Annotated in this window: 23 protein-coding genes and 12 tRNA genes; 5 read left to right on the top strand and 30 right to left on the bottom strand. The window is 37.1% G+C overall.

The genetic code is table 11. From position 1 onward, the window contains the following. Positions 1 to 14: 14 nt before the first annotated feature. Positions 15 to 647, bottom strand: coding sequence for a PAQR family membrane homeostasis protein TrhA (gene trhA, locus FC81_RS02370; RefSeq protein ID WP_083478720.1), 633 nt, complete (start codon positions 645 to 647; stop codon positions 15 to 17). A gap of 214 nt (positions 648 to 861) precedes the next feature. Here trhA and FC81_RS02365 point away from each other — a divergent pair, with 214 nt between their 5' ends. Continuing rightward, positions 862 to 1,383 (top strand): DUF1836 domain-containing protein, encoded by a 522-nt coding sequence (locus FC81_RS02365; RefSeq protein ID WP_057742666.1) that lies wholly within the window; start codon positions 862 to 864, stop codon positions 1,381 to 1,383. A 145-nt stretch (positions 1,384 to 1,528) separates the two neighbouring features. On the opposite strand, the gene FC81_RS02360 is transcribed toward FC81_RS02365, so the two are convergent. The 11 genes from FC81_RS02360 to FC81_RS02310 form a co-directional block, all read right to left on the bottom strand. After that, positions 1,529 to 2,287, bottom strand: a complete 759-nt coding sequence (locus tag FC81_RS02360; protein ID WP_057742664.1) for a CPBP family intramembrane glutamic endopeptidase — start codon at positions 2,285 to 2,287, stop codon at positions 1,529 to 1,531. 394 nt (positions 2,288 to 2,681) lie between these two features. Further along, positions 2,682 to 3,545, bottom strand: coding sequence for a class II fructose-bisphosphate aldolase (locus FC81_RS02355; protein ID WP_057742662.1), 864 nt, complete (start codon positions 3,543 to 3,545; stop codon positions 2,682 to 2,684). Positions 3,546 to 3,870: 325 nt separating this feature from the next. Further along, a complete protein-coding gene (gene feoB / locus FC81_RS02350; protein WP_057742660.1) occupies positions 3,871 to 5,994 on the bottom strand; it encodes a ferrous iron transport protein B in 2,124 nt (707 codons plus the stop codon). Beyond that, positions 5,991 to 6,476 carry a FeoA family protein gene (locus FC81_RS02345; RefSeq protein ID WP_057742658.1) on the bottom strand — a complete coding sequence of 162 codons (486 nt, stop codon included), beginning with the start codon at positions 6,474 to 6,476 and terminating at the stop codon, positions 5,991 to 5,993. The genes feoB and FC81_RS02345 overlap by 4 nt, the downstream gene beginning before the upstream one ends. A 179-nt stretch (positions 6,477 to 6,655) precedes the next feature. Beyond that, the gene (gene phoU / locus FC81_RS02340) at positions 6,656 to 7,309 is read right to left on the bottom strand and encodes a phosphate signaling complex protein PhoU (RefSeq protein ID WP_057742657.1); all 654 of its coding nucleotides are present in this window, start codon (positions 7,307 to 7,309) and stop codon (positions 6,656 to 6,658) included. Positions 7,310 to 7,324: 15 nt separating this feature from the next. Further along, positions 7,325 to 8,080 (bottom strand): phosphate ABC transporter ATP-binding protein PstB, encoded by a 756-nt coding sequence (pstB, locus tag FC81_RS02335; protein ID WP_057742655.1) that lies wholly within the window; start codon positions 8,078 to 8,080, stop codon positions 7,325 to 7,327. 16 nt (positions 8,081 to 8,096) lie between these two features. Further along, the gene (pstB, locus tag FC81_RS02330; RefSeq protein WP_057742654.1) at positions 8,097 to 8,906 is read right to left on the bottom strand and encodes a phosphate ABC transporter ATP-binding protein PstB; all 810 of its coding nucleotides are present in this window, start codon (positions 8,904 to 8,906) and stop codon (positions 8,097 to 8,099) included. 11 nt (positions 8,907 to 8,917) lie between these two features. Continuing rightward, on the bottom strand, positions 8,918 to 9,805 hold the full coding sequence (pstA, locus tag FC81_RS02325; RefSeq protein WP_057742652.1) for a phosphate ABC transporter permease PstA: 888 nt from the start codon (positions 9,803 to 9,805) through the stop codon (positions 8,918 to 8,920). A gap of 1 nt (position 9,806) precedes the next feature. Next, entirely contained in the window at positions 9,807 to 10,724 is a 918-nt protein-coding gene (pstC, locus tag FC81_RS02320; RefSeq protein WP_057742650.1) for a phosphate ABC transporter permease subunit PstC, read from the bottom strand. Between the two features lie 194 nt (positions 10,725 to 10,918). Continuing rightward, complete coding sequence (locus tag FC81_RS02315) at positions 10,919 to 11,806, bottom strand: phosphate ABC transporter substrate-binding protein (RefSeq protein WP_057742649.1); 888 nt, start codon at positions 11,804 to 11,806, stop codon at positions 10,919 to 10,921. Between the two features lie 256 nt (positions 11,807 to 12,062). Further along, positions 12,063 to 12,374: a hypothetical protein gene (locus tag FC81_RS02310; RefSeq protein WP_057742647.1), complete on the bottom strand. Its 312-nt coding sequence runs from the start codon at positions 12,372 to 12,374 to the stop codon at positions 12,063 to 12,065. A 275-nt stretch (positions 12,375 to 12,649) separates the two neighbouring features. On the opposite strand from FC81_RS02310, the gene FC81_RS02305 reads away from it, so the two are divergent. Continuing rightward, positions 12,650 to 12,901: a hypothetical protein gene (locus tag FC81_RS02305; RefSeq protein ID WP_057742646.1), complete on the top strand. Its 252-nt coding sequence runs from the start codon at positions 12,650 to 12,652 to the stop codon at positions 12,899 to 12,901. A gap of 111 nt (positions 12,902 to 13,012) precedes the next feature. Here the strand turns inward: FC81_RS02305 and glmM are convergent, their stop codons facing one another. The 3 genes from glmM to cdaA are packed head-to-tail and all read right to left on the bottom strand — an operon-like array spanning position 13,013 to position 16,430. Beyond that, positions 13,013 to 14,368 (bottom strand): phosphoglucosamine mutase, encoded by a 1,356-nt coding sequence (glmM, locus tag FC81_RS02300; protein WP_057742644.1) that lies wholly within the window; start codon positions 14,366 to 14,368, stop codon positions 13,013 to 13,015. Between the two features lie 35 nt (positions 14,369 to 14,403). After that, the gene (locus tag FC81_RS02295; protein ID WP_057742643.1) at positions 14,404 to 15,591 is read right to left on the bottom strand and encodes a CdaR family protein; all 1,188 of its coding nucleotides are present in this window, start codon (positions 15,589 to 15,591) and stop codon (positions 14,404 to 14,406) included. Further along, positions 15,588 to 16,430, bottom strand: a complete 843-nt coding sequence (gene cdaA / locus FC81_RS02290) for a diadenylate cyclase CdaA (RefSeq protein ID WP_057742641.1) — start codon at positions 16,428 to 16,430, stop codon at positions 15,588 to 15,590. Before cdaA ends, FC81_RS02295 begins: the two co-directional genes overlap by 4 nt. A 162-nt stretch (positions 16,431 to 16,592) precedes the next feature. On the opposite strand from cdaA, the gene FC81_RS02285 reads away from it, so the two are divergent. Beyond that, a complete protein-coding gene (locus FC81_RS02285) occupies positions 16,593 to 17,267 on the top strand; it encodes a DUF1361 domain-containing protein (protein ID WP_057742639.1) in 675 nt (224 codons plus the stop codon). Between the two features lie 333 nt (positions 17,268 to 17,600). Here FC81_RS02285 and FC81_RS02280 read toward each other — a convergent pair whose 3' ends face one another. Continuing rightward, entirely contained in the window at positions 17,601 to 19,712 is a 2,112-nt protein-coding gene (locus tag FC81_RS02280; protein ID WP_057742637.1) for a cation:proton antiporter, read from the bottom strand. 91 nt (positions 19,713 to 19,803) lie between these two features. Beyond that, positions 19,804 to 20,712 (bottom strand): UDP-N-acetylmuramate dehydrogenase, encoded by a 909-nt coding sequence (gene murB, locus FC81_RS02275; protein ID WP_057742635.1) that lies wholly within the window; start codon positions 20,710 to 20,712, stop codon positions 19,804 to 19,806. A gap of 126 nt (positions 20,713 to 20,838) precedes the next feature. Between murB and FC81_RS02270 the strand changes: the two genes are divergently transcribed. Both FC81_RS02270 and FC81_RS02265 read left to right on the top strand, forming a co-directional pair. Further along, positions 20,839 to 21,594, top strand: a complete 756-nt coding sequence (locus FC81_RS02270) for an exodeoxyribonuclease III (protein ID WP_057742633.1) — start codon at positions 20,839 to 20,841, stop codon at positions 21,592 to 21,594. 11 nt (positions 21,595 to 21,605) lie between these two features. Next, positions 21,606 to 22,142 carry a 3'-5' exonuclease gene (locus FC81_RS02265; protein ID WP_057742632.1) on the top strand — a complete coding sequence of 179 codons (537 nt, stop codon included), beginning with the start codon at positions 21,606 to 21,608 and terminating at the stop codon, positions 22,140 to 22,142. A gap of 266 nt (positions 22,143 to 22,408) precedes the next feature. Here the strand turns inward: FC81_RS02265 and FC81_RS02260 are convergent, their stop codons facing one another. The 13 genes from FC81_RS02260 to FC81_RS02200 form a co-directional block, all read right to left on the bottom strand. Continuing rightward, a complete protein-coding gene (locus FC81_RS02260; protein ID WP_057742630.1) occupies positions 22,409 to 23,722 on the bottom strand; it encodes an ammonium transporter in 1,314 nt (437 codons plus the stop codon). A 225-nt stretch (positions 23,723 to 23,947) separates the two neighbouring features. Beyond that, positions 23,948 to 24,032: transfer RNA gene (locus tag FC81_RS02255), tRNA-Leu, on the bottom strand. A gap of 44 nt (positions 24,033 to 24,076) precedes the next feature. Continuing rightward, a tRNA-Cys gene (locus FC81_RS02250) sits at positions 24,077 to 24,147 on the bottom strand. 25 nt (positions 24,148 to 24,172) lie between these two features. Next, a tRNA-Gln gene (locus FC81_RS02245) sits at positions 24,173 to 24,244 on the bottom strand. Between the two features lie 8 nt (positions 24,245 to 24,252). Further along, positions 24,253 to 24,325, bottom strand: a tRNA-His gene (locus tag FC81_RS02240). A 6-nt stretch (positions 24,326 to 24,331) separates the two neighbouring features. Further along, positions 24,332 to 24,405 (bottom strand) — tRNA-Trp (locus FC81_RS02235). 13 nt (positions 24,406 to 24,418) lie between these two features. Next, positions 24,419 to 24,501 (bottom strand) — tRNA-Tyr (locus FC81_RS02230). Position 24,502: 1 nt separating this feature from the next. After that, a tRNA-Phe gene (locus tag FC81_RS02225) sits at positions 24,503 to 24,578 on the bottom strand. Positions 24,579 to 24,596: 18 nt separating this feature from the next. Next, positions 24,597 to 24,670: transfer RNA gene (locus tag FC81_RS02220), tRNA-Asp, on the bottom strand. A gap of 10 nt (positions 24,671 to 24,680) precedes the next feature. Then, positions 24,681 to 24,753: transfer RNA gene (locus FC81_RS02215), tRNA-Val, on the bottom strand. Between the two features lie 4 nt (positions 24,754 to 24,757). After that, positions 24,758 to 24,829, bottom strand: a tRNA-Glu gene (locus tag FC81_RS02210). A 10-nt stretch (positions 24,830 to 24,839) separates the two neighbouring features. Continuing rightward, positions 24,840 to 24,931 (bottom strand) — tRNA-Ser (locus FC81_RS02205). 8 nt (positions 24,932 to 24,939) lie between these two features. Continuing rightward, positions 24,940 to 25,012 (bottom strand) — tRNA-Asn (locus FC81_RS02200). Between the last annotated feature and the right edge of the window lie 60 nt (positions 25,013 to 25,072).

Here is a 25,072-nt window from a genome sequence, read left to right as displayed (position 1 = left end):
GTTACTCAAAAAAACTAGATATAAAAGTAAATCGAGAAAAACATCGCTGCTGAACCTAACATTACAAAAAGATGCCAATAGACATGCGCATATTTAACCCCTTTAATACTGTAAACCAGTGCGCCTAGCGTAAACATTATTCCACCAGCTAATAAGAGCATAAAACCATTCCAGCCTAAAGATGATAGTAAGTCCTTTATTCCTAGTAAACAAAGCCAACCCATAATAACATAGATTATGGTCTCAATCTTTTGTAGTTTACCATGTGAAAAAAGATGAAATAAAATACCGCTAATTGTTAAGAACCAGATTAACCCCAATAACAGCATCCCTTTGATTCCACCTATTGCAAGCAGACAGTATGGTGTATAAGTTCCAGCAATCAGCATAAAGATACTACAGTGATCTAATATTCGAAAGATTTTTTGTGCCCTAGTAAAATACAAGCAGTGAAAAAACATTGATGCTGCATACAAAACAATTAATGAAACACCATAAATGATAAAAGCTGTTAAGTAAAGTGTTTGCGTGCTAGCAACAGCCTTTATTAATAATAAAACAAGAGCTGCGATGCTAAGTGCTAGTCCTACTCCATGTGTTATCCCGCTCCATATTTCATTTAATAACCGTTCCTTCTTATTTAACATCATTTTCTCAAGCCCTTCCCCATTCGATATCTCTATTCTAATACATCGTGTCTTAACAATCAACATGATATAGTTTTAAAGTCTAGGTGACGAAGGGCTAAATTCGATATCACAAATTACTAACATATTCATACTCGACTAATATGTTATAATAGACTAGTATAATATGTGTTTAATTAATATCAATAAAAAATATCTGAGTGAGGATCTTATAATGAATGATGGACAATTCAAATTATGGTTAGAAGAATTCAGCCAGTTTAGGCTTCCACTATGGAACGAGTTCCCCGATCTTGAACTCTACATGGATCAGTTAGTCAACCTTGGGAACCGGTATCTCTCTCCTTTATTGGCAAGCGAGATAACACCTTCTATGATAAATAGTTACGTAAAAAAAGGGTTAATGGTACGTCCCACTAAAAAAAAATATACAACTTCTAATTTAGCTGAACTAGTTGTTATCAGTTTATTAAAGTCAATCTATCCGCTTGAAACAATTCGCGATGGCATCAAACAATCTCTAAAAGACAATACTATTGAACAGGCCTACAGTTATTTTGCAGATCTTTTTAATGCCACCCTCAAGCAAGTCAATGCAGATAACTCAACCTTCAGTTTTAATCGGAATGATAAATTAATTTTATTAACAGAGCAATTTTCTGTTCATTCCGTAATCTATAAAATTATTGGTCAGAAATTAATTGAGTTGCAACATACTGAAAAAGATACAGATTAAACTTGTTAAAAAAGTAAAAAATACTTTGCACGTTACTGACCTAAACGTCATATTCTGCAAAGTACTTTTTAAACCACTCTATTAAACTTTAAGGGGTGTTTCTTATACCTAAAAATGATCGATAAATAAATCCTTTATATCTATCTCATAGAACTTTTGCAGCTAATTGACGATCAATACAAATTAAATAAATAACATTTATTATGAGAATAGGAAGAAAAACTGCTAGTATTATCCCCCACGAGCTAACTTCATTATCAGAAGATGTAACTAACGGTCCCCAATCTAAAATAAAGTGCACTAAAATCGGCCAAAATAAATTATTAGTTGTAATGTACAAAGCGGCTAAGAAGACTCCCATAGCAAATGCATAAAAAATTTGTTGTAAAACAATTGTTGGATGACCAGCAAGCATATTCATCATATGTAATATTCCAAATAAAAAAGAGGAATAAACGGCAGACCTCGTTAAGTTACACGAAGAACCTCTATATACTCCAATTTTCAAAAAACCTATTAAAAATAACCCACGGCAGAGTGACTCCTCTAGGATAGCAGCGGCTAGAGCAGCCGTTGTATCTAGTAAAAAATGATTGGACCTAAAGACTTGTCCAATAGTTATCGGTAAGTTGCTTAAAACCACCATAACAATTATCGAGCATATTGCTAATAATCCCCAACCAATTATACAGCAACTAAAGGTTATTTTGACGTGAATACCTCTAAGCGAACCGGTTGCCCTGACAGTAATTGCTAACGCAACTAGAGCCATGACTAAATTAACTATTATTTTAAATAAAATCGTTTCATCATAGAAAAACATTGTTAAAAAAAAGAAGAGTAAGAAGATTATTATTCCCCAATAAAGTTGTCTCCCTCCTGACCATCTATTTCCGTTAAACATACTAAATTCCTCCTGTCGCTAATTTATATATCACAATGATATCATTATGATATATAAAAAGCAATTTGTTTCCACCACTGAAAACGTGATAAAAAATCAGGATAATTTGAGTACTAACTTGAAATTACGAACATAGCGATTATTTTGTTATAAATAATTCGAAACTAGCCGAAGAATTTTGACTTATGGAACACGCTTATTCTTGATAAATAGAGTGCTGAATAAGAATTTATTTTTTTACCTAGCTTCAAAGCTAGTATTACAATACCACTTTAGCTAACTAATTTTATTTTTTATAAACTAATAAAGCAGTATAGTAAGAAATCATTACTGACCTCTACTATACTGCTTTATTTATAAGAACTAGTAAGTTAATCTCTTAACGAGAAAACTATTATTTAACTGATGGTGTACCGAACCAGTCAATACGTTCTCTAACGATATCTGTAATTGCTTTTGCACCAGGTGCAAGCAATTTACGAGGATCATAACCCTTACCTTCAAGATCCTTACCAGCTTCAATATATTTACGAGTTGCATCAGCAAATGCTAATTGACATTCAGTATTAACATTAACCTTCGAAACACCCATTGAGATAGCCTTTTGGATTTGATCCTTAGGAATACCTGAACCACCATGTAATACGAGTGGTGTTGAGATTTCATCTGCAAGTTCCTTCAAACGATCGAAGTGAAGTCCTGTCCAGTTTGCTGGGTACTTACCATGGATATTACCAATACCACATGCTAAATAATCAACGCCTGTTGCAGCGATCTTCTTAGCTTCTTCAACATCAGCTAATTCACCTTCACCGATGATTCCGTCTTCTTCACCACCGATTGAACCAACTTCAGCTTCAACAGAAATGTTCTTAGCATGAGCTAATGCAACAATTTCCTTTGTCTTTTCTAAGTTTTCTTCAAATGGTAAATCATGACCATCGAACATAACAGATGTATATCCAACTTCGATACATTCCTTAGCAGCTTCGTAGTTACCATGATCGAGATGCATAACTACTGGAACTGTGATTCCCATTGATTTAACTGTTTGTTGAACTAAGTTAAGGCATAATTCATAACCACCCATATACTTACCAGCACCCATTGAAGTTTGAACTAAAATTGGTGTGTTAGTTTCTTGAGCAGCAGCAAGAATAGAACGAGTCCATTCCAAATTATTAATATTGAATGCCCCAACTGCATAATGACCTTTGCGAGCAGCAGCAAAGATTTCGTTACCGTTTACGATTGACATAAAACAGCCTCCTAAAATATATTACTCATTTGAGTACGTTTATATTCTAACACAGTTTCCAAGCAAAACGCATTAATATTTGCAAGTTTTTTCACTAAAGTAAACTCTATAAAAACCAGTACCACATACTAAATTACTTTTATAAAAACGATTTATCATTTACTCCGAGTTTTTTTTCGATTAACTTTTGCAGGGTCAACTAATGGGCAGCCAATATCGTCACAATTATGACAGCTATCAGCTCCATGCCGTTTAATAAACCTATTATAGATAACATAACAAAAACAGCCAAAAATAATAATACTCAAAATAGTGGTCGCTAGCATTATATCTTCCCCCCTACTGGTACTTTTTCAACACTGTATAATTTATCATTTTCATCCTTCTTGATAAATAAAGCATACACGATCATAGCAACTACGACTAGACTAAGAAATACACTTTCAAAATTGATACGCAGTTGTACTATCTGAGAACCTTGATAAATCAACATCGAAACAAAGTAAGCTAAACCAGTCTGATAACCTAGTGCATATAAAGTCCACCTAATATCCCCATATTCCTTATACATCGTTCCAATTGCTGCAAAACATGGAGCACACAGCAAGTTAAAAGCTAAGAAAGCATATGCTCCCATTGCACTATACGTACTATGTAAAGCTTGTGCAAAATTAGCACCTCCAAATGATATTCGTAAAGTACCTACACAGTTTTCCTTGGCAATCAATCCTGCAATTACAGCAACAGCTGCATGCCAATCACCAAAACCTAAAGGGGCAAATAAGGGAGCGACGAATTCACCTAAATAGCGCAACATACTTTGATTTTGACTCGTCATTTGTAATCTGAAGTTAAAGCTCATCAAAAACCAAATCAAAACACATGAAGCAAAGATAATCGTCCCTGCTTTTTGAATAAAGCTTCTTGCTCGACTCGCAACCTGACGCAAAACGTTACCAGCTTTTGGGAAGTGATAAGCCGGTAATTCCATTACGAATGGCAGCGGTGGTCCTGCAAATAACCGTGTTTTTTTCAAAAAGACCCCTGAGAACACAACTGCTAGGATACTCAGAAAATAAGCTGATGGTGCAACCCAGCTTTGACCGCGGAAGAAAGTACCGGTAATCATCGCAATAATAACTAATTTAGCCGAACATGGCATAAAGGTCGTTAGCATAATCGTCATCCGCCGATCCTTATCATTCTCAATCGTTCTAGTCGACATAACTCCAGGAACTCCGCACCCAGTTGAAATCAGCATAGGAATAAAAGACTTACCCGAAAGATTGAAACGATGAAAGATCCGGTCCATCACAAAGGCGATCCGCGCCATATACCCGCAATCCTCCAAAATACCCAAACAAAGAAAAAGCATCATTATCTGCGGAACAAAGCCTAGAACAGCCCCAACTCCGCCTATAATACCATCCACAATTAACCCATTCATCCAAGGTGCAACATCCCAACTTTTAAGCAAACTATCTGTGAAGTTAGGTATCCATTCGCCAAACAAAACATCATTAATCCAGTCGGTTCCCATTGAACCAATCGTTTGAATAGACAGATAATATACGACCCACATAACACCAACAAAAATCGGTAGCGCCAACCACCGATTAGTTACAACCTCATCAATTTTATCACTCATACTCATTGAGAAATCTTTTTCATCGATGACACACATCTCAATAATCCGAGCAATATATTCATATCTAGCATTAACGATAACACTATCGCTATTATCTTCAAAAACCTTTTCAGCAGTTTCAATAATATGTTCAATATCTTTTTTACGGGTAGCATCAAGTTTTACTTCATCCCACACACGTTCATCACGTTCAAAAAACTTAATTGCATACCAGCGGGTACTATCTTCTGGAACAAGCCCTACAATATTACTCTCGATCATCTTTAATGCAGATTCAAGTCGTTCATCATATTCTGGCAACGGGTACTTTTCTTTTTTATTTAATGCATGCTTAACTTCACTTTCTAATTTATCAATATTTGCATTCTTTAAGGCACTGATTCCCACTACCGGAATTGAAAGCATGTAAGAAAGTTTCTTTATATTGACTTTACGTCCATTTTTCTTTAAAATATCCGTCATATTCAATGCTAAAACTAATGGAACTCCCGTCTCCATTAATTGTAATGTTAAGTAAAGATTTCGTTCGATATTAGTTGCATCAACCGTTGCAACAGCTAAATCCGGTGTTTCATCCAGTAAATATTTCCGTGTAACTACTTCTTCAGATGTATACGGAGAAAGGGAATAGACCCCTGGAAGGTCTTGCACTGTGATCGTTTTGTCACTTTTTAGTTTACCTTCTTTACGCTCAACAGTTACTCCTGGCCAGTTACCAACATATTGGTTAGACCCGGTTAAACGATTGAAAAGAGTTGTTTTGCCACTATTGGGATTTCCTGCAAGTGCGATCACTGTCATTCCATTACCTCCACTTCGCTGACTAAGATAAAATCAGCTTCATTTTTTCTAATACTTAACTTATAATTCCGAACTATCAGCTCGATTGGATCTCCCAAAGGAGCTACTTGATAGACCTTAATAACCGTATTCTTGGTAAGCCCCATATCCATTAATCTTTTACGTAGCTTTTTATCTCCAAGAATTTTATTAATCGTACCAGTCTTTCCAACCTCCATGTGTGACAATGAAACCAGCTCTTTACTATCATTTTCATCCACTCCCTTCACCATAATATTTTGAGCCATAGCATAACTTACTGCCAGTCTTTGACCACGCAGGTAAATCACCATACCACTTTCATCGCTTGAAACAGTAATGACAGTCAGCACTCCATTGGGCGCAACTCCCATTTCTGCCAGTCTTCTTGCTAATCGATATTCCCCTAAGATGTCAACGATAATGTATTGTCCTTTACTGCGAACTTTAGCCAAAGATTCCATTTTTCACATCACTTTCATATTAGTTGAGAACGAGTCTCATTTAACTAAAAATATCACATCTTTTTAATTAATTCAATACAAAAAATGCGCTGAGGCCAACAACCTCGCGCACAATGTTTTCTTGTTGATTTCTAATTTAGCTAATAAAAAGATTAAAAAATCGCTGTCGCGACAGCTACTTATCCTAGTTCGATAATCCGACCTGTGTTAGTGTACACAATCCACTCTGCGACATTGGTAACGTAATCACCGATCCGCTCAATATGACTTGCTGCTACAATATACTCCGTTCCTGAGCTGATAAACTCTGAGTCATTTTGCATTGCCCTAAAAGCTTCTTTACGAATTTTCTTTAAATATTCATCGGTTTTTCGATCAGAAATAGCAACATCACGTGCTAAGTGCTCATCATTTTCAACATAGGCATGGATTATTTGTTTCAACATCCCATAGGCATGTCGACTCATATCTCCAATTACTTCTTCAATTATTTTATTCTTTTTCTCTTTTTTGATTCGCAATCCTGCACGGGCAACACTGACGGCATGATCACCAATTCGCTCTAAATCAGAACTTGCCTTTAAAATTGTTACTAGAATTCTCAGATCACTTGCCACCGGCTGCTGCAAGGCCATCACCTGAGCTGCCTTTCTCTCTAAATAAATTTCTTGTTCATTGATATTTTGATCATTATCGATTACCTTTTGCGCAAGATCTTCATCATTGTTTTCAAATGCATTTGTTGCCTGTTGAATTGCAGATGCAACATCAAATCCCATTTTAGCAAAATCTTCATGTAAGTTTTTAAGTTGTTTTTCTAGAATTTTACGCATGAAATCACTCTCCTATTATCCAAACCGGCCACTAATATAGTCATCTGTTTCTTGACGCTGTGGGTTTAAAAACAAACTCTTCGTCTTTCCGGCTTCAATTAATTCACCATTCAAGAAAAAAGCTGTTCTATCTGAAATCCGTGATGCCTGCTGCAAATTATGCGTCACAATAATAATTGTGTATCTATCACGAATTGTCAGCAGCATATCTTCAATTAATCCGCTTGAAACTGGATCCAACGCACTTGTAGGTTCATCCAGTAAAATCACATCTGGCTGAACAGCCAAGACCCGTGCAATACACACTCGCTGTTGCTGCCCGCCCGACAATGATAACGCACTTCTATGCAAATCATCCTTAACTTCATCCCAAACAGCTGCTTGTTTCAGACTGCGCTCAACTCTTTCATCCAGAAGCTGTTTATCTTTGATACCAGCAATTCGTAAGCCATAGGTTACATTTTCATAGATTGAGAATGGAAAAGGATTAGGTTGTTGAAAAACCATTCCAACTTTTTTACGTAGGTCAACAGTATCTGTTTTAGGACTATAGACATCTATTCCATTAATTTTGACACTGCCAGTCATTGTTACTTGTGGGATTAAATCATTCATTCTATTCAATACACGTAAGTAGGTTGACTTGCCACAGCCAGAGGGGCCAATCAATGCATTGATCCCTTTTGCTGGAAACGAAAGATTGATCCCCTTTAAGGCTTCTTTTTTTCCATAATAGAGATGTACATCATTTGTCGTAATAAAATCATCCATTTTTTTGCTCCTCCTGCTAACCAAAATTTCCAGAAATATAATCGTTGGTTGCATTAATTTGCGGTGTTGTAAAGACATTTTTAGTCTTTCCATATTCTAAAACATGACCCATATGAAAGAAGGCTGTATAGTCACTTATTCGTGAGGCTTGCTGCATATTATGCGTTACAATTATAATAGTATAACGTTTTTTTAATTCTACCAAAGTTTCTTCAATTTTACTTGTTGAAATCGGGTCTAACGCACTAGCTGGCTCGTCTAATAGCAAAATATCGGGTTTCATGGCAATAGTACGTGCAATACAAAGCCGCTGCTGCTGCCCGCCAGATAATGACCAAGCACTTTTATTTAAATCATCTTTGACCTCATCCCACAAAGCCGCATCTTTCAGACTCATTTCAACAATTTCATCAAGTTTCTGCTTATTCTTCAAGCCTTGTTCTCGGAGTGCAAAGGTTATGTTAGACTTGATCGACTTTGAAAAGGGATTAGGCCGCTGAAAAACCATCCCAATATGCTTACGCATCTCGTACACATTGATCTTGGAAGAATTGACGTCTAATCCACGATACCAAATATTACCTTCAACCTTAGCTACATTATCATTCATTCTATTCAATGAACGCAAATAAGTCGACTTACCTGAGCCAGATGCACCTATCAACGAAGTTATTTTATAGCGTTCAAATTCAAGATCACCATCGACCAGCGCATGCTTTTCTCCATAGTAAACTTGTAGATTCTGTGTCGTTATTGCTAGTTGATGCTTATCTTGGTTAAATCGTAAGATATTTTTGTCATTAAAATCATACTTTTGCATGCCCATCAGTTATCCCCCTACTTTGTTGCTGTTAATTTACGGTATAAACTATTACCGATAATACGCGCGAAAATATTGAATAATAGCACAACAATAATTAAAACAGCAGACGCTCCTGCTGAAACAGCACTAGCATCTGGCATCACACCTTCAGAATTAATTTTCCAGATGTGCACGGCTAACGTTTCTGCTGGACGCATTAAATTCAATGGGCTTGCGGCATTAAACGGATTCCAATTTCCAAAATTAATGTTAGTTGCGCTCTGACCTGCTGTATAGATTAAAGCAGCTGCTTCTCCAAAAACACGACCTGCGCCTAAAACAACTCCTGTAACAATCCCCGGAAGAGCTTCGGGCAAAACAATCCTAGTTACGGTTCGCCATTTTGACAACCCTAGTGACATTCCCGCTTCCCGTTGAAGATTCGGTACTGCTCGTAAAGATTCTTCGATATTTCGTGTCAATAACGGTAAATTAAAGAATGTCAGTGCGATCGCACCAGATAAAATGGAAAAACCCATTTGTAATTGAACGACAAAGAGCAAAAAACCGAATAAACCCACTACAACCGAGGGTAATGAACTTAAGACTTCGATCGCCATCCGGACAATAGAGGTTACAATATTTTTAGGTGCATATTCAGATAAGAAAATCCCTGCTCCTAAAGAAATCGGAAATGAAATAATTAACGTGAGAATTAATAAATAAATAGAGTTAAATAATTGGACACCTATTCCTCCACCACTCTCAAAGGATTGTGATGCTGCGGTTAAGAAATGCCATGAAATATGTGGAACACCAGCAATTAAAATATCTCCCAGTAAGAAAAGTAAGATAATAACAACTAGTCCAGCGATTATACGAATAATATTAATCGCAATCTTATTTTGTATTTTTGTTTTCATCCTACATTCTCCCCTTTCGACCGATCAACCGAACTACAATATTAAAGAATAAGGACATCAATAATAAAATCAGCGCGAGTGACCACAACGCATTGTTAGCTACTGTCCCCATAACTGTATTTCCAATTCCCATCGTTAGGACACTGGTTAAGGTTGACGCTGAAGATAGTAAACTAGTCGGCATAACAGCAGCATTCCCAATTACCATCTGAACAGCCAATGCCTCCCCAAAGGCCCGTGCCATTCCAAAAATAATTGCTGTTAAGATCCCAGATGTTGAAGACCGCAAAATAACCTTATAGATCGTCTGCCACTTAGTTGCACCTAAAGCTAAAGATGCTTCTTTATAAAAACGTGGGACTGCTCTTAAACTATCAACCGTCATTGAAGTAACTGTTGGTAAAACCATTACAAACAATACAAAAGAACCTGATAATATCCCGTACCCTGAACCGCCAATATGATTTCTCACTAATGGAACAATCACAGATAAGCCGATAAAGCCATAAACAACTGAAGGAATACCCACTAGCAGTTCAATAACACTTTGCAAAATTCGCTCACCTTTTTTAGAAGAAATCTCTGTCATGTATAAGGCTGTTCCAATCGCGAATGGGGTTGCAAATAGTGCCGCCAGAATAGTGACACCAAATGAGCCAGTTATCATTGGTAAAGCACCCAACATTGGCTTTCCCTTGGCATCTAACATCGAGGGGTTCCAATTCTTCCCTGTCAGGAAATCCCAAAAATTAGCTTTATTCACAAAAAAGGTTGCTAAGCCCTTCGAAGCGACAAATACAAAAATTGACAACACGACTAAAACAATCAGCCCAATACACGTATAAGTAATAAGTTTACCAATAAAATCTTGCCGTGTTTCTCTTGAACTGCTTTGGATTTTTTCCTTAATAGGATCCATAAAAAAACACCTTTCTATCAAAACTTGGGAGTATACCCAACAGCTCTTAAGCCATTAGGTTACTCCCAGCGATATTTAATAAGTCCCCTTCAGCTTAAACAGAAAGTTACTCTAAAGCTAATCAAACTTTATTATGACTGAACTCTTAATTTCTTTTGTAACGCTAGCTGTGCTGCTTAAATATTATTACTACCTTATTTTGAAGTAACTTTGTTATTAGCATCTTTTTGAACATTCATCTGATGAATTGAAATGTAACCAAGATCTTTGACCAATCCTTTTTGAACTTTATCAGAAGTCATATATTTTAAGAATTTTTTTGTTACCTTATTTGGCTGACCCTTGGTATACATATGTTCGTAAGACCAGATTTTCCATTTGTTGTTAGTAACATTTTCATCAGTCGGCTTTACACCATCAATCGATAATTCTTGAATCGAAGGTTTAACATAGGAGAAAGCTAAGTAACTTACTGCACCAGGTGTTTGTGCAACCATTTTTTGAACTGTTCCGTTGGAATCTTGTTCCTGTGCCTTTTTAGCTGATTGCCCGTTCATTACAGCCGCTTCAAAAGTAGCTCTGGTTCCACTTCCTTCTGGACGGTTGATTAGAACGATGCTCTCATCCTTACCGCCAACTTCCTTCCAGTTAGTAATCTTACCTGTAAAGATATCACGCAATTGACTCATGGTGACATTTTTAACGCCTGCCTCTTTATTAACAACAGGTGCCATTCCTACAACAGCTACTTTATGATCAACTAACTTAGAAGCTTTAATTCCCTTTTGCTGTTCTGCAAAAATATCAGAATTACCGATCGTCACTGCTCCTGATTGTACTTGGCTTAAACCGGTTCCCGAACCACCACCTTGAACAGTAATACTAACTTTAGGATTATCCGCTTGATAATTTTCAGCCGCCTTTTCAACTAATGGCTGTAATGCCGTTGACCCAACAACCGTTATTTTTCCAGATGTTTCAGAAGAAGAGTTAGCGCTATTATTTGAGGCTGATTTTCCACACCCCACAAGTAATGCTGAACTTGCAAAAATTAATGCTGCAATTTTTGTTAGATTTTTCATTTAATTTCTCCCTTTCCTTACTACATGTGTATTTTAATATTTGTTTGTAAAGAATAAATACGTTTTTTTGTAACGGTTTTGTAAAGATAATTTTCATACATATTATTTTCAATAGAGCTTGTTTAACGGTAACCTAACAGACAAAGAAGACTGACTTAAAAGTTAACTTTTAAGTCAGTCTTCTTACTATTATATTCTAAAAATAATCTCTAAGTGCCTCTCCGCCTTTAGGCAACTTATACCTGATCTATTTTTACTAAGCAATATGGTTTTCACGTAAAATTTGCTTTACCATCTGTACCGTTTCATCTGTTTTTTCCCATTCCTCAAAGTGATCAAAATCTTCTGCCGGCATTTCAAAATTTTCATTTATATATTTTTCATATCCAATAACACTACTTGAACGTGGGATGTTTAATTGTAAAATCCTAACTCCCTTAATGAAACCTCGTTGAACTGCTAATTCAGCCCGACCATTTTGAACCATATTTGATATCTCAAAATAACGCGTTCCATCATTTCGTTCAATTTCTTCAATTAAATCTAATCTTTCATTGCTTTTAGCCACATTAATCGCTCCTTTTCAACACTACTCAGTATAAAGAGTTTCGCTTTCACATGTCAATTCAGCAAAAAAAAGAAAGTATTATGGGAATTACTCATAATACTTTCTAGCATAAGAGAGAAAGAGAATTGATTAAAAGGTAAAAGATAATTACCTTACCAACTAATAATAACGCTTTCAGTTAGCGCTGTCAATCATTGAAATACTTTTCTTTTAATTTAAATTAAACCTTAATTCCTCTATAATGAAGTTAGTATAAAGGAATGAGGTTAACTATAATGATTAACAGTAAACAGTTTATTTTAAGCTTTCTCTTGAGTGTTATTATTTGTATTTTAATGCCTCTTTTTATGTTTATCAGCCACTACCAAGCAACTATGCAAAATATTGATACTATTTTTTTATTATTACAAACATCTTACTGGTATCTTCCTTTCATCTTCGGAATCACTTTCTTTCTTCTCGTTTTCTTTAGTCTTTATATTATTTTCCGGATCGTAAATTTCCTTATTCGTTTCTTTAATCATTAACTTTTATTTCTAGTCCCACATAAAAAAACCAGGTCAAAAAATTTCTTGACCTGGCTTCCGCCACTATGTGATGATTTATGATTCAATAACTATTGTATGACTTACTGATAGCTATTTTGTTCCAAGTTCTTCTTCAACGACCTTAACTATTTCCATAACATACTCGTGAACCTGTTCTTTTGTTGGAGCTTCAGCCATTACACGTAAAAGATTCTCTGTCCCACTCGGCCGAACCAAAACACGTCCTTCAGTTCCCATTTTAGCTTCAACATTTTTAATTGCTGCTTGGATTGCTTCGTTTTCTGCAGCCGCCTTTTTGTCTTTGACCTCCACGTTAACAAGTTCTTGTGGATATGTTGTTACTTCAGCCGCCAATTCTGAGAGTTTCTTCCCAGTCTGCTTAACAACATTCATCAGTTGTAAAGCAGTTAGCATCCCATCACCAGTTGTGTTAAAGTCCAAAAAGACAACATGCCCAGATTGTTCCCCACCAACGTTATAACCATTTTTTCTCATTTCTTCAACAACATAACGATCTCCAACTCGTGTTTTAACCGACTTGAGTTCGCTTGCTTCCATCGCTTTGTAAAGTCCAATATTACTCATAACAGTCGTAACGATCGTATCTTTCTTCAAGCGCCCACGTTGGCTTAAATACTTACCGCAGATAAACATTATCTTATCACCATCAATAATATTTCCTAACTCATCGACAGCGATACACCTATCTCCATCTCCATCAAAAGCCACACCTAACTGGGCTCCTTTCTCAACCACAAAACGTGAGAGTCCTTCAGGATGTGTTGATCCGACCTCTTTATTAATATTGAGCCCATCTGGACTAATCGCCATCGTGTCAAATTCAGCACCTAAATCAGCAAATAGCCGCGCTACGATTCCACTTGTCGCACCGTTTGCACCATCGACTGCAATATGAAGCCCCTCTAAATCATCAGGGATAGTTTGTTCCAGAAACTGTGTATATTTAAGTATCCCCTCGTGATAACCATTTAACACCCCAAGGCCTTGTGCTGAAGGACGAGGTAGTGAATCTTTGTCACTTTCCAATAACTGTTCTATCTCTTCTTCTTTTTCATCCGATAGCTTGTAACCATCGCCACCAAAGAATTTTATTCCATTATCTTGAACAGGATTATGTGAAGCAGAGATCATCACCCCTGCATCAGCATCTTGTACACGAATTAAATAAGCAACTCCTGGAGTAGTGACAACTCCGAGTGAAAAGACCTCTATTCCTACTGACAAGAGCCCAGCAATCAACGCTTGTTCTAGCATCTGTCCTGAAATTCGCGTATCACGTGCCACCAAAACCCGCGGTGGCTTAGCACTATCTTTAGCATGTTCTGTTAAAACATACCCACCACAACGCCCAAGTTTAAAAGCGAGTTCCGGACTGAGACCCTCATTTGCTACTCCTCTAACTCCATCAGTTCCAAAATATTTCATTATCTAATCCTCATTTCTAATACATTTTTACTAGTTTATTCTTCAGCATGGCTACTTACACTACTTGAAGTACTTGTTGTCTCTGAACTGCTTGAACTGCTATCACTTGTACTATCTGAAGTACTGGATAAACTTTGACTCGTACTACTCGCTTTTTGGCTTGAACTGTCAGAAATAACAGTCTCACTTTTTGAAGTCGATGCCGTACTTGTTTCACTAGCAGATGCCGTATTGGAATCGCTACTCTCAGTCTCAGTAACATCAATATGGACTTTGACCGACTTAGGTGTAATTCTAGTTATTCCACTTACGGAACTCTCTAGCGTTACAGTCTTATCTGTCGAATTATCGACCCCTTCGACTGAGACTGGGACATCAAGTTTATCTATTTTGGCTAAAGCCACCTTAGTCCCTTGAAGAGTAACTTCCTTAGTATCACTTGAAAATCTATACCTTTTCCCACTAACACCTTCACCACTAGAAACTAGGTTAAGCGTCACTTTCTTTGTTGTACTTGCACTATGAACAGGTAATCTGACTCTAACAGTCTGTGGTGTTATGACTACGTTGAGAATTTTACCGCTATTATCGACAGCTTGCAACAAAACCTGTCGGGTAATTGTTTGCTTGGTCCCTTGAGGAATGTCGACAGCTGCTATAACTTCAGCAATATTATCGATATCTTTCTTAGCACCCGTTACACTTGCAACCTGCTGATCAGCCGATGGTTTCCCAACATCATAATTACTTGCCAAGTTGTTTGTATCGTATTTGAACTGAACTGGAAAGTTCGCTGTTTCCCGCTGGCTGATCGTGACCTTGATCGATTGTGGTTTAAGTTCATAACTTAAATCTTTGTTAATCCCAGATTGTTCTAGCCTAACCGTGTGTGTGCCCGGTTTTAACTTAGAAAGATCTGCATATACGCTAAAGTTTCGTGTATTAGCAGTTGTTGTTACCAGTGCTCCTGGTCCGCTCAGCTTAACCTTAACTTTCGAAGGATATCCTGTAACAAAATATTTATTACTATCTACGTTTAGCTTTAGATCAACACTTAAGGTCTCACTTCTATCTGAAGACATCATCGTCGTATCTGAATTATTTGAATCATTACGCGTCGTATTTAATTTATCAGAATTTACATAAGCAAACAACAAAATAGCAAAGCCCAGAGCTAAAACTTGGTAGACAATACGGTTATCCAATAGTTTATTAAGATTCATCCCCTTTTCCCCCCTTTGAATATTTCTTCAAAGAGTGCTACAAAACGATTATTTTTACCTGGTTCTGGTGTAATAATTAACTCTTTTTCTAATAATTTCATATAGTCTTCACGTGTTAAATCACGTAGGAGTTCATTATTCTTGGTAATCGTTACACCCCCAGTTTCCTCAGAAACAACAATCGTTAATGCGTCTGTCACTTCACTGATTCCCACTGCTGCTCGATGTCGCGTTCCAAGAGCCTTAGGAATCAAATTACTCTCAGATAACGGTAGGTAAGCAGCCGCAACAGCAATTTTATTGTTCTTAATAATAACTGCACCATCATGTAATGGTGTGTTAGGAATGAAGATGTTAATCAGCAATGCCCCTGTGATATCAGCTCCAAGACGAATACCAGTTTCAATATAATCTTCCAAACCAGTATTCATCTGAATAGTAATCAAAGCACCTATCCGCCGCTTGGACATATACTTGATCGCTTGATCCAATGCAGCAATCATCTTTTTTCCATCTTCATTTTGCTTTTTATTATGAAAAAAAAGTGAGCCACGGCCTAAATGTTCCAAACCACGTCTAATTTCTGGCTGAAAAATCACTATAATTGCAATGATTCCCCAATTTATTACTTGATTCATTATCCACGAGACGGTCTCTAATCCCACATACCAACTTACAAACTTGATGATGATAATCATAACAACACCTTTAAAAAGCTGAACAGCTTTAGTTCCCTTTAAAAGCATCATTAATTTATATACTACATACCAAACAACTAGAACATCTAAAATGTTAATTGCATTTTTCCAAGAAACTAACTCGGCCCAGTTTACGGACATTCATTTTACCTCCTAAAGATTATAATCTAAGTATAGCACGATATCTTTATATTCTCTTTGGACATCAATAAAAATTAAGATAGTGGCAAAATCTAACGTTAAAGCTCGGATTGCAAGATACAATTTGTTACAATATAATCATAAAAGAAATGGGTGATTTTTATGTTAAAAAAGTACCAATGGATTGTACGAATAAGTTTTATTTTATTCATGTGTTATATCTATGCAACTGTGTATTCTGAAAATGGGGTCTACAGTTTTCTCTTATTGAATACTTTTCTCGGGTATATCCCAATTGAACTGGCAATGCATATCACCCCCCGAAGGTCAAAAGCTTTCTTTTATTCTTTCTTCATTCTTTGGATATTGTTTTATCCTAATGCACCATATGTCTTAACTGATCTTTTCCATCTGGCTATGCTGGACCCATACAACCATACGACTGGATTAATGGAATTTAACCTTCATCTATGGCTAAACTTCACTAACTTAATTTCAAGTGCTATTGCCTGTTCTGTTATGGGGATCTGGAGTTTGGAACATATTTCTAATTCGCTCTTAGCGCGCTTCCACTTAACGAAAAAAATATATAAACCATTACTCATTCTAATCCTGACCATCGTCTCATCTGTTGGTGTTTACGTTGGTCGTTTTCTACGGTTACACACGGCATACCTCTTTTTCAATCCTGAATGGGTCGTTCATCAGTTAGTAATAATGTGGAGCCCACGAATGCTTGTTTTTGTTGGTTTTATGTTCATTATTCAGATGATTCTCTGGGGAACTATTTACATTGCACGTCTATCTTTAAACAGTCAGAAAGAAGATTTACTGTAGTGATTATCAAAATAAAAAGCTTTCTCACTTTGAAGACAACTATTACTTGATCTGTAAGCATTAACTAATGTTTATTGATTAATTATTTACAGTCTATCCGCTAAAATTAAAGGAGCTGTGCCAAAAGTTAAGTTTTGGCACAGCTCCTCTTTTATTCCGTATAAACGTGTTCCATAAGTCAAAATTCTCCGTCTAACTTCGAATTACTCATAGCAAAGTACTCGCTATGTTCGTAATTTTGAGTTAGTACTCAAATTTTCCCGACTTATGTCACACTCTCTTATTTAGTCTCTACCAACATATCCAAGAGGTCCAATCTTGCTATCATCATCTCTAATGATCCATATTATGCAACCCACTTGAGCGTAAAATCAAACTCTCCTCGTGGTTAATATACTGTTGTAGTTTTATTGCAATCTGGTGGGTAATGTAGCCCTGCTCAACTAAATACTGCAATGAAAGCCGTTGAGCACTGACCGATCTAAACCGTAACTTATGAATCTGATCTTGATATTCTTTTTTGCCTAAAAAATCACTACTCTTTTGCTTCTCAACTATATTTCGGTAGCCGATTATCAAATGATAAATCACTTCACGATTAAAAGCTTTTTCATTAACATCAGGATTTTTTAAATATTCTGACAACGATTTAATTGCTGCTTTTGCAAGTGTTCGTTCAATAAAACGCATTTCTACCCCATACGTTTCATCCTGTCTTACTCCGTTCCACAGACTAACCCTCCGAAGTATCTTCCCTAATGATTGCCCAAAAGTTGGAAAAAGCCATGTTTGTCTGATTCGTGCGATATGGTCCACATTTTTTAGTTGCTTAAGCAAGTTTTTGCGTGATTTTAAATAAGACTTTTTGTGAATCTGGTTCGTCCGAAACAACCGTTGCAATTCCATTAGTTGTCCCTTCAATGCAACCTTACGCAACTTAATTTCATCTGTTGTTGCGGCTAAGGTTTCGTCTTCACCACGTTCATCATTTTCAATGCTCTTGATCATATGCTGATATTCCAAAATCAAATGGTAAACTGCAAGTTGATTATTCATCCGCCGTTGTTCTTCTAAACTACGAACCGCACTTTTTAGGATATATAACTTAGCTTGATTTAAGTTCAGCATAAATGAGTCTTCATCCTCATCACTGTCATCATGTTCTTCAAGTCCGACGACTCCCCCACGCGTTTCTAATTCAAGTGTATGTCCCGCAATCATAGGCAGAGTCACGATTGCCATTATCATACTTAGAATAATGACTCCCGCAGCTATAAATAAGACTAGCGCACGCTCTGGAAAGACTTCACCTGAAAGAGTGTGCAACGGAATTGTCAAAGCGGCTGCCATTGTAATTGCACCACGAACACCTGATAAACCAGACAACATCGCTATCTTAAATCTTATCCGAAAAGATTTGTCACTCTTTTCATGATCAAACAACTGGTAACAATACGTCCAAATAACTCGGATTGCTAACAAGATAAACCAAACTATAAAAACCAGTAAAATTGCACTTGGTGTACTAATTCGTTCATTCTTTATTGTTCCCATTGTCGCAACAGGGAGCTCAACTCCCAGAATAGTGAACATAGTTCCATTAAGTAAGTAGACAATAATATCCCACATCCGCTCGCTGACTAAATTAATTTCAGGTTGGACGCTATTAAAAGTTGCTCGTTTGGATGAAAAGAAAACGCCTGCGACAACTACTGCAATGACACCCGAAGCATGTAGATATTTTTCCGTCAGTAAGTAAACAATGAACGGTACCGAAACCTGTAAGACTGTATTAAAAATAACATCATTAAAGCCCTTAACTACGAGCCACTCGATTATAAAAATCACTAAGTTTATTAAAATAATTCCAGCAAGCAAACCAATTGAAGCCATGTAAAAGAAGTCACCAATTGCCTGTGAAAAAGAAAAATAACCTGTCACAGCAACTCCCAAAGCATATTTGAAACCAATCAAACCACTCGCATCATTAATTAAACTTTCACCACTAACCAAATGTAAAATATTATCAGGAAGTTTAACCTGTTTTGAAATAGAGTGCACCGCGACAGGATCGGTTGGTGCTAAGACAGCTGCTAGGGCAAAGCTAACTGGTAAAGGCAACGACGGTATCACTAAGTAAATTAAATACCCGCCCACAAGAATTGTAATGAAAACTAAAATAATCGCATTATTAATAATGGCTCCCTTTAACTTCCATAGCTCATGTTTAGGAAATTTACGTCCATCGTTGTATAGTAGCGGTGCAATAAAAAGTAACAAAAACCAGCTAGAATTCAAATCAATTTTTAGATTAAAGACAAGCGCCACAGTTGTACCAATAAAAATCTGAATCAAACTGACTGGAATCGTTTTAAAATAGTGATTAACTAAATTTGATACTAAAACCAACGCTACTAACAAAATCACTGTTTCAACGACTGTCATCCAACTAACCTCCTCGTTATTTATTATGACAAAAATTAGCAGTAAAAAAAAGAAGTTCGCTTATCTTTACAAGGAACTTCTCTTTCGCTAACTATTTATCTTCACCTATAATTCGTACTTCCGTTTCTAAGCGGACCTGAAACTTAGCATAAATCGTTTCTTGGATATGTCTAATTACAGCTAGGTAATCTGTCGCCGTTGCAAACCCAATATTAACGATAAAGCCAGCATGCTTAAGTGATACTTGTGCTCCACCGATTCTAAATCCCTGCAACCCAGCATCGTGAATCAATTTACCAGTATAATGACCTTGTGGGCGCTTAAAGACACTCCCACACGAAGGATATTCAAGAGGTTGTTTAGAAGCTCGTAAAAAGTTAAAATCATCCATTTGTGCACGAATCTTCTTCTTTTTAGCTTCTGTAAGCTCAAAAATAGCTTCAAGAACAATATCATCCTCATCTTGAATCCGACTATGACGATAACCAAAATCTAACTCGCCATTTTGATAGAGACGTATCTCACCTGCACGGGTTAACACTTCGACTGCAGCTGTTACTTCACTTATTTCACCACCATAAGCCCCTGCATTCATAAAAATTGCTCCCCCAACACTACCTGGAATCCCTGCGGCAAATTCTAACCCAGACAATCCAGCTTTGTATGCAGCCTCCGTTGTATCGATAAGTGATGCCCCTGCTTGTGCAGTAACTTGGTCACCCGCAACTCTGATTTGATTTAATTCAATCAAAATCAGTACCAGCCCTCTGATTCCGCCATCCCGCACGATTAGATTGCTGGCATTACCTACAACTGTAACCGGAATTTCTAATCTTCTAGCCTCAACTATCATCTGTTTCAGCTCAGAAGTCTTCCTAGGGAAAGCCAGTAAATCTGCCTGTCCGCCAGTCTTAGTATTGGTATATTTTGATAAAGGTTCATTGATAAGAATTTTACTTTCTTCAAATAAATTATAAAAGTTTTTATCTGCCTGATTCATTTTACAAGGTCCTCACAATCAAAAAGTAATCATTAAATATTTTATAAACGAAAGTTACAACTAGTTTTTCTTTATTACAGCTGTTAAAATTAATTCTAGACGATTTATGAAGGGTGTTAAAGATAAATGAAGTTTATTTCATGGAATGTTAATGGTTTGCGTGCTATTCTAAAAAAAGATTTTATGTCTGTTTTTGCTGAGCAAGATGCAGACTTTTTCTGCCTTCAGGAAACCAAGTTGCAAGAAGGTCAAGTTAATCTTAACCTACCTGGTTATGTGCAATATTGGAATTATGCCGATAAAAAAGGTTATTCAGGAACAGCGATTTTTGCTAAAGTACCTGCAATACGAGCAATATACGGTATCAACAACGAAACATTGGACCATGAAGGTCGCGTCATTACACTTGAGTACCCCACTTTTTTCTTAGTAACTTGTTACACACCCAATTCACAAACTAAATTAAAACGGCTTTCCTTCAGATTAGAATGGGAGACAGCCTTTCTAGCATATCTTCAGGCTTTAGATAGTCAAAAGCCCGTTATTTTATGTGGTGACTTAAACGTCGCCCATAAAAAAATTGATTTGAAGAACTGGAGAACAAACCAGCACAATGCGGGCTTTTCAGCCGAAGAACGCCAAAAGATGTCAACTCTCTTAGCTGCCGGTTTTACAGACTCATTTCGTTATCTTCATCCTGATGAAACTGGGATCTATTCTTGGTGGAGTTACCGTTTCCATGCTCGCGATAATAATGCTGGGTGGCGGATAGATTATTTTATTACTTCAAATATACTGCAAGATAAAATAGTAACTGCTGCTATTTTAACACATATTTACGGTTCAGATCACTGTCCTATTCTTTTGGAAGCTGCTTTATAAGGAGGTCAATTATGGACTTTGTTTCATTAGATTTCGAAACTGCTAATTATAAAAGAAATAGTGCCTGTTCCATTGCCTTAACTGTTGTACGTCAAAATCGAATAGTGGATGAGTTTTATTCGTTAATAAATCCGCAAGCCCCTTTTAAACGTCGAAATATCCAGATTCACGGTATAACGCCTGAAGATGTGGCAAACGCGCCAACCTTTGCAGAACTCTGGCCACATATTTCACCCTTATTCGCGCCCAACAAATTAATCGTTGCACATAATGCGACTTTCGACTGTAGTGTTTTAAAAAATACGTTATCTTCTTACGATATCGTTAATCCAACATTTCTTGTCTTAGATACACTAAAAACTAGCCGTTCTTATTTTAAGAATTTTGAAAACCATAAACTAAACACCGTCTGTGACCAATTAAAGATTCAGTTGCACAATCACCATAATGCACTAGACGATAGCTTAGCTTGTGCTAACATTTTATTATATCAACTTCAGAAGTTTGGTGCTGCCGATATTAGTAAATTCATTAAGTCTTTTAAATAAGTTTTACTAACTTAACATTGTAAATATCACAAATAATTTATACTTACCTAAAAAGGAGCTGTACCAAAAGTTAACTTTTGGCACAGCTCCTCTTTTGTTCCGTATAAACGTATTCCATAAGTCAAAATTCTCCGTCTAACTTCGAATTACTCAAATTTTTCCGACTTTGTACTGCCTTACAAAACTTGGACATGTAAATCAAGTTTTGTAAGGCAGTTCACTTATTCACACTCTTTTTTTTATGTGTATTAACTAGAGATCCTCAATCATTCCTTGGGTTTATTAAAACGCGCTAATTGACCTTGAAACTCTTTTCGATACTTTTCAATATCACTTGTTTGCGCCGCTATCGTATAATCAGCATATTCCCCATGCTCACCTTTATCCAATCCTTCAATTTCTTCATCTTCATTGACTCTAATCTTAATAAATCTTTTCATTATTATAACAATTATTGCTACAATTACTACTACGAAAGCGATAGTAAAGAAGGTTCCAATAATCTGAATAAATAATTGGTGCCACCCCCCACCATAGAATAAACCATTTTCAGTTATCGCACTATTAGCTGCTTTACTGGCAAAAGCCCCTGTTAGAATTGAACCAACTATTCCTGAAACGCCATGACACCCAAAAGCATCTAACGGATCGTCATATTTTAGTTTGGGTTTGATGTAAGTGATAAACCCGTAACTAGCCAAAGCACTTAGAAAACCAATCCCAAAAGCTCCAACTGTCGTTACAAAACCTGCTGCTGGCGTTATTCCAACTAGGCCGCAAATTGTTCCGGTACAAACACCTTCTAAAGTCGGCTTTTTAACAACGATCATATCTACAACCATCCAAGTAATCATAGCTGCTCCTGTTGCAATAGTTGTCGTTAAAAAGGCTTGAATTGCAATTTCATTCATCCCCAAAGCAGACCCAGCATTAAAGCCATACCAACCAATCCATAGAATAGCTGTACCCAGCAGTACCCAAGGCATATTATAATGTTCAACTTTTAGCCTCTTACCAAAATTCAATCTTTTACCAACAAAAATTGAAAGCATAAGTGCGGTTATCCCCGCATTTATATGTACAACTGTCCCCCCTGCAAAATCTAAAACACCCAAAGAGGCAAGCAGACCTGTTGGACTCCATACAATATGCACCATTGGATAGTAAATAATAATTGACCATAAGACAATAAAAACTAATAAAAAATTAAAACGCATTCGACCAACAATTGCTCCGACAAATAATGCAGGTGTGATAATTGCAAACATCATTTGGAAAATCAAATAACCACCCACACTGATTCCTAATTCTTTTGATTGCATTTTGGTAAGATCTAAACCACTTAGGAAAAAATGATTAACTTTTCCAATTATTCCGCCTATATCTCCATTGAAAGATAATTCATAACCAACAGCTGCATATAGTAAGACCGCAATTCCACAAATAAAGAAAACTGACAACATTGTATTAACAACATTTTTTCTCGAGACTAATCCTCCATAAAAAAAAGCTAATCCAGGTGTCATAAAAAAAACAAGAACACTAGAAACAATTAAAAAAGTCATGTTTGAACCATTCATCTCTATCCCTCCTATTGCTAATGTCATAAATTATAACATCACATTATAAATTACGTCTATCTTAATTAACGATAACATGGTATTAATAAAAATAAGTACCAATATATTTATAAAACATGCTTAATATCTATTTAAAGTTATAAAAGATAACATTTCCTTACTTAAAATATAAAAAAACACTAACACAAAATGTGTTAGTGCTTAAATATATCGAATAATTAGTAATACCGGTGATCGGGGTCGAACCGATACGCCCTCAACGGGCACTGGATTTTGAGTCCAGCGCGTCTGCCAATTCCGCCACACCGGCATAAAATAACTTAGTTAGTTTAGTTAGCGCCTCAAAGCAACTAAAGGCGGTAACCGGATTTGAACCGGTGATAAAGGTTTTGCAGACCTCTGCCTTACCACTTGGCTATACCGCCATACTAAAGGAACAAATCCTCACTACTGGGTTAGCTGGATTCGAACCAGCGCATGAGGGAGTCAAAGTCCCTTGCCTTACCGCTTGGCTATAACCCAATACTAAGGGCGATAGGTGGGAATCGAACCCACGCGTGCCGGAGCCACAATCCGGTGCGTTAACCACTTCGCCACTATCGCCATCAATGGCAGGGGTAGTAGGAATTGAACCCACACTGACGGTTTTGGAGACCGTAGTTCTACCTTTAAACTATACCCCTATTATAATAAAAATGGAAGGGAGTGGATTCGAACCACCGAACCCGAAGGAGCGGATTTACAGTCCGCCGCGTTTAGCCAGACTTCGCTACCCTTCCATGGTGGCGCGGGACAGAATCGAACTGCCGACACATGGAGCTTCAATCCATTGCTCTACCGACTGAGCTACCGAGCCATCAAAAATATAATACAACGGTCCTAGCCGGATTTGAACCGGCGATCTCCTGCGTGACAGGCAGGCGTGATAAACCCCTACACCATAGGACCGAAATGTGTATGGAGGATACAGGGCTCGAACCTGTGACCCTCTGCTTGTAAGGCAGACGCTCTCCCAACTGAGCTAATCCTCCAACATGACCCGTACGGGATTTGAACCCATGTTACCGCCGTGAAAGGGCGGTGTCTTAACCACTTGACCAACGGGTCGTTTTGCTAACGGAGAGTAAGGGATTCGAACCCTTGAAACAGGTTAATACCCGTTTACATGATTTCCAATCATGCTCCTTCGGCCAACTCGGACAACTCTCCATCATAAACTCCGGCAGGCGGGCTCGAACCGTCGACAACCTGATTAACAGTCAGGTGCTCTACCAACTGAGCTATGCCGGAATAAGTGCACGGCAACGTCCTACCCTCGCAGGGGGCGATCCCCCAACTACTATCGGCGTT

Origin of the sequence: Liquorilactobacillus capillatus DSM 19910 (assembly GCF_001434915.1) — a bacterium.
Lineage (GTDB): Bacteria > Bacillota > Bacilli > Lactobacillales > Lactobacillaceae > Liquorilactobacillus > Liquorilactobacillus capillatus.
Note: the sequence above shows the minus strand (reverse complement) of the source record. Positions and strands in the feature narration are given on the sequence as shown.

What these genes read in the sequence shown, in the direction of transcription:
- pstC (WP_057742650.1), bottom strand. Translation starts at nt 10,724, where the DNA reads ATGGATCCTATTAAGGAAAAAATCCAAAGCAGTTCAAGAGAAACACGG.
- FC81_RS02345 (WP_057742658.1), bottom strand. Translation starts at nt 6,476, where the DNA reads ATGGAATCTTTGGCTAAAGTTCGCAGTAAAGGACAATACATTATCGTT.
- glmM (WP_057742644.1), bottom strand. Translation starts at nt 14,368, where the DNA reads ATGAAATATTTTGGAACTGATGGAGTTAGAGGAGTAGCAAATGAGGGT.
- FC81_RS02270 (WP_057742633.1), top strand. Translation starts at nt 20,839, where the DNA reads ATGAAGTTTATTTCATGGAATGTTAATGGTTTGCGTGCTATTCTAAAA.
- murB (WP_057742635.1), bottom strand. Translation starts at nt 20,712, where the DNA reads ATGAATCAGGCAGATAAAAACTTTTATAATTTATTTGAAGAAAGTAAA.
- FC81_RS02305 (WP_057742646.1), top strand. Translation starts at nt 12,650, where the DNA reads ATGATTAACAGTAAACAGTTTATTTTAAGCTTTCTCTTGAGTGTTATT.
- feoB (WP_057742660.1), bottom strand. Translation starts at nt 5,994, where the DNA reads ATGACAGTGATCGCACTTGCAGGAAATCCCAATAGTGGCAAAACAACT.
- cdaA (WP_057742641.1), bottom strand. Translation starts at nt 16,430, where the DNA reads ATGTCCGTAAACTGGGCCGAGTTAGTTTCTTGGAAAAATGCAATTAAC.
- phoU (WP_057742657.1), bottom strand. Translation starts at nt 7,309, where the DNA reads ATGCGTAAAATTCTAGAAAAACAACTTAAAAACTTACATGAAGATTTT.
- FC81_RS02355 (WP_057742662.1), bottom strand. Translation starts at nt 3,545, where the DNA reads ATGTCAATCGTAAACGGTAACGAAATCTTTGCTGCTGCTCGCAAAGGT.
- pstB (WP_057742654.1), bottom strand. Translation starts at nt 8,906, where the DNA reads ATGGGCATGCAAAAGTATGATTTTAATGACAAAAATATCTTACGATTT.
- FC81_RS02280 (WP_057742637.1), bottom strand. Translation starts at nt 19,712, where the DNA reads ATGACAGTCGTTGAAACAGTGATTTTGTTAGTAGCGTTGGTTTTAGTA.
- trhA (WP_083478720.1), bottom strand. Translation starts at nt 647, where the DNA reads ATGTTAAATAAGAAGGAACGGTTATTAAATGAAATATGGAGCGGGATA.
- FC81_RS02260 (WP_057742630.1), bottom strand. Translation starts at nt 23,722, where the DNA reads ATGAATGGTTCAAACATGACTTTTTTAATTGTTTCTAGTGTTCTTGTT.
- FC81_RS02295 (WP_057742643.1), bottom strand. Translation starts at nt 15,591, where the DNA reads ATGAATCTTAATAAACTATTGGATAACCGTATTGTCTACCAAGTTTTA.
- FC81_RS02315 (WP_057742649.1), bottom strand. Translation starts at nt 11,806, where the DNA reads ATGAAAAATCTAACAAAAATTGCAGCATTAATTTTTGCAAGTTCAGCA.
- FC81_RS02265 (WP_057742632.1), top strand. Translation starts at nt 21,606, where the DNA reads ATGGACTTTGTTTCATTAGATTTCGAAACTGCTAATTATAAAAGAAAT.
- FC81_RS02285 (WP_057742639.1), top strand. Translation starts at nt 16,593, where the DNA reads ATGTTAAAAAAGTACCAATGGATTGTACGAATAAGTTTTATTTTATTC.
- FC81_RS02365 (WP_057742666.1), top strand. Translation starts at nt 862, where the DNA reads ATGAATGATGGACAATTCAAATTATGGTTAGAAGAATTCAGCCAGTTT.
- pstA (WP_057742652.1), bottom strand. Translation starts at nt 9,805, where the DNA reads ATGAAAACAAAAATACAAAATAAGATTGCGATTAATATTATTCGTATA.
- FC81_RS02360 (WP_057742664.1), bottom strand. Translation starts at nt 2,287, where the DNA reads ATGTTTAACGGAAATAGATGGTCAGGAGGGAGACAACTTTATTGGGGA.
- pstB (WP_057742655.1), bottom strand. Translation starts at nt 8,080, where the DNA reads ATGGATGATTTTATTACGACAAATGATGTACATCTCTATTATGGAAAA.